The sequence below is a fragment of the Serratia sp. 14-2641 genome (assembly GCF_001692375.1).
Taxonomy (GTDB): Bacteria; Pseudomonadota; Gammaproteobacteria; order Enterobacterales; family Enterobacteriaceae; genus Chania; species Chania fonticola_C.
The window spans coordinates 1-2689 of record NZ_LXKR01000078.1; the positions used below are offsets into that span (position 1 = coordinate 1).

Sequence of the window (2689 nt, forward strand, 5' to 3'; positions counted from 1 at the left end):
AGTTGCACAGGAGGAGTTGACCTTTAAAAGGCATAAAACTATACTCCCTGCATAGAGCAACGCTTCTATACAGTTTTAAGTGAGCCCCGGTAATCTTCTCAGTCGCCAAACTTAGCGAAGATTATCGGGGTTTTTGCTTTTCTGGATTCGGCTCAAACTGCCTCAGAACCCATTCCTTGCCACCTTTCGGCGTGGCCAACCAAAAAATTCTTCAAACGATCAGTAATCTAGCACTCACCAGTACAACTAGCAAGAATGTGAACCTTTTACATTCTTTTGTTTCTGCGGCACGTCTCAATTTCAATGAGTTTTTCGATCATCTGTCCCTGAGTTAAACCTTCCTCTTCACATAACTGTAGAAGTTGGTCTTTCATGGGATTTTTGATAAATACATTCACTTCTTTATGAGTTTCGCGCTTACGGGCTATCGCCGCCAACTGCCTTTCAGTAGCTGACATAGGATTACCTTTACGGTAAGAGCGCTTCGTTTTCGATGAGGAAGTAACTGCGTTTACGGCCTGTGACATTTCTGCCTCCCCAAGGATCTGAAAAGGATCGTTTGGCAAAGCGTACTACAGAATCCGTACGTTAGCAGCATAAAAAGCATTTTTCAGTCCCGTTGGCGCGGGATGACAGATAAAAATGCAGGAAGAGCGGACGACCTGAGCCCAGAGGATCAAGCCGTCATAGGGTGACAGAAAGGTATGGAGGACATTTCAATACGACGAGCGCCACTCCTTCCCGATATCCCAGCGCGATTGCCAGTGCGCCAGGTAGGTTTGTGCCACGCCAGGCATATCACGCAGCACCAGCGCATTTTCCGAGTTGGACCGCGCCGCTGCGCGGCTAAAATTGAATGACCCGGTCTCGACATTCACCTGGTCGGTGATGATCAGTTTGTCGTGCATTATCTTGAAGTTATCGACGGTACGAACCGGAATACCGGCATTGACCAGCAAATTCATCGCCGCCTGGCTGGCCTTGTTCTGGTTTCCCTTCGCGTCCAGCACTACTTTCACATCAACGCCCCGGCGCTTGGCGCTCGTCAGTGCCTTCGCCACCTCGGGGGAGGTGAACGAATACCCCATCAGCCGGATACTGCTCTGGGCATCATTGAGCGTATTCAGTACCAGTTGCAGGGCGCTGCCTTCGGGTGAGAACCCCACCTGCACCGAGGGCGCAGCCATGGCACACGGCGCTACAGCCAGGGTTGCGGCCAGACACCAGACTTTCAGCGAGGTCCGCATCATTTTGCGCCCCCGTAAAACACATTGCCGTTCCTCGAACTGACGCCGCCCTGCACATGACCACAGGTGACGTTACCTGTACGCGTCTCGATGTTGCCGGTGACATTACCGGCCCTGACGTTGCCGTTGGTACTGCGCACGGTGCCCACATTCCCCTGCACCGTCACATCGGCCTCTTCGGAATCAATCACCTGCACGTCTCCCACAATCGTAATGGCGACTGCCACCACCGTCCCATCGCCCAGCGACACCGTCTGGCCATCCGCAATCACCTGGTTACCGCTGACGCGGATATGATTACCATCGACGACCATTGTCTTGCCGTTTACTGTGATTTTCGTTGCCATTTTGCGTTCTCTTTTGAAGTGTTGTTGGCCAGCTTCTCAACCGGAATATGTTGCATTTGATAGGCCATCAGACGCGGTTGCCCAACACCCAGTGCGGTCGGGGTTTTCGCCTGCACCTGATAACCCCGCCCACGTGCCGGCAGATGCACCAGTGCCGTTTCCCATAGCAGGCTGGTGCTGACCGCCGCCGTCGGACGTCGGCGCCAGATATGCTGCCATTCGTTTTCCAGGTCATTGATGGCCGCCAGCGCAGGATCGGTCAGCAGCAGGTTCTCCAGATCTGAACGTGCGTCCGGCGCATCCAGCCGGCGGACTATCTGCTGTATCCGGTCAGCCCGTGGATAGCTACGACGAACGGCTGCCGGTGCCTGCGCAAGCAGCGTATTGAGAGACGGCGGAGCCACCTCGATAAAACGGTTAATCTGTATCGCCTCTTTCGTGAACTTGTCAGCGTCAGCGATATAGAGCGAAGCACCGCGAATAACCTCTCCCCGGAACAGGGTGATGTTCTCGCCCTCCTGCAGTTGCTGCACTTCTTCCACGCTGACTTTCTTTTGCTCGCGTAATTGCAGTTTGTCGTCTTCATCCCAGCGACTGCCCATGACACCGTTCTGACGCACCATCTGGCTCATTTCCGGCAAATACTCCGTGCCGGCCATCAACTGCAGGATTTCCAGGGTGTCTTTCGGGTCCATGATTTTGCCGGTGATACGGGTACCCATGTTGGCGATCAACGTCCATACACGGTCACCGGCCGCAGATTTAAGCCGCTGTGCTTCTTGTCCGGCCAGCAGCAAGCAATACCCCAGCGATCGGACCTGGGTGGCCAGCTCACCCAACTTTTCGGTGTAACAGGCCCCCACCTCATCGGCTATCCACAGAAAGGGGAATCTGTCCTTGTACTTGCGTACGACCATTATGTCTTCCGGCCGTCCCTCCAGCTTTTCTCCGAGGTCCTGGCTCAGGATCATCGCCAACTGAGACACATACAGTCGTCCGAGTGCAGCCGCCTCGGTGGAAGAGATTTCCAGTGCGGGGATAAGGATGACGAGGATGCGATCGTTGTGAACCACATCTTTCAGGTCGATGTCACCG

Annotated in this window: 3 protein-coding genes and 1 pseudogene; all 4 read right to left on the reverse strand. The window is 54.3% G+C overall.

Annotated elements, in window-relative coordinates; translation table 11 throughout:
• Positions 1-266: 266 nt before the first annotated feature.
• Positions 267-527, reverse strand: coding sequence for a replication regulatory protein RepA (locus A6U95_RS25220; RefSeq protein ID WP_065686487.1), 261 nt, complete (start codon positions 525-527; stop codon positions 267-269).
• A gap of 189 nt (positions 528-716) precedes the next feature.
• Positions 717-1250: a phospholipase D family protein gene (locus A6U95_RS25225; protein WP_065686488.1), complete on the reverse strand. Its 534-nt coding sequence runs from the start codon at positions 1248-1250 to the stop codon at positions 717-719.
• Positions 1247-1561 (reverse strand): hypothetical protein, encoded by a 315-nt coding sequence (locus A6U95_RS25230; protein WP_021807939.1) that lies wholly within the window; start codon positions 1559-1561, stop codon positions 1247-1249. Before A6U95_RS25230 ends, A6U95_RS25225 begins: the two co-directional genes overlap by 4 nt.
• An 11-nt stretch (positions 1562-1572) precedes the next feature.
• A pseudogene (locus A6U95_RS25235) lies at positions 1573-2689 on the reverse strand (type IV secretory system conjugative DNA transfer family protein); the annotation flags it as partial.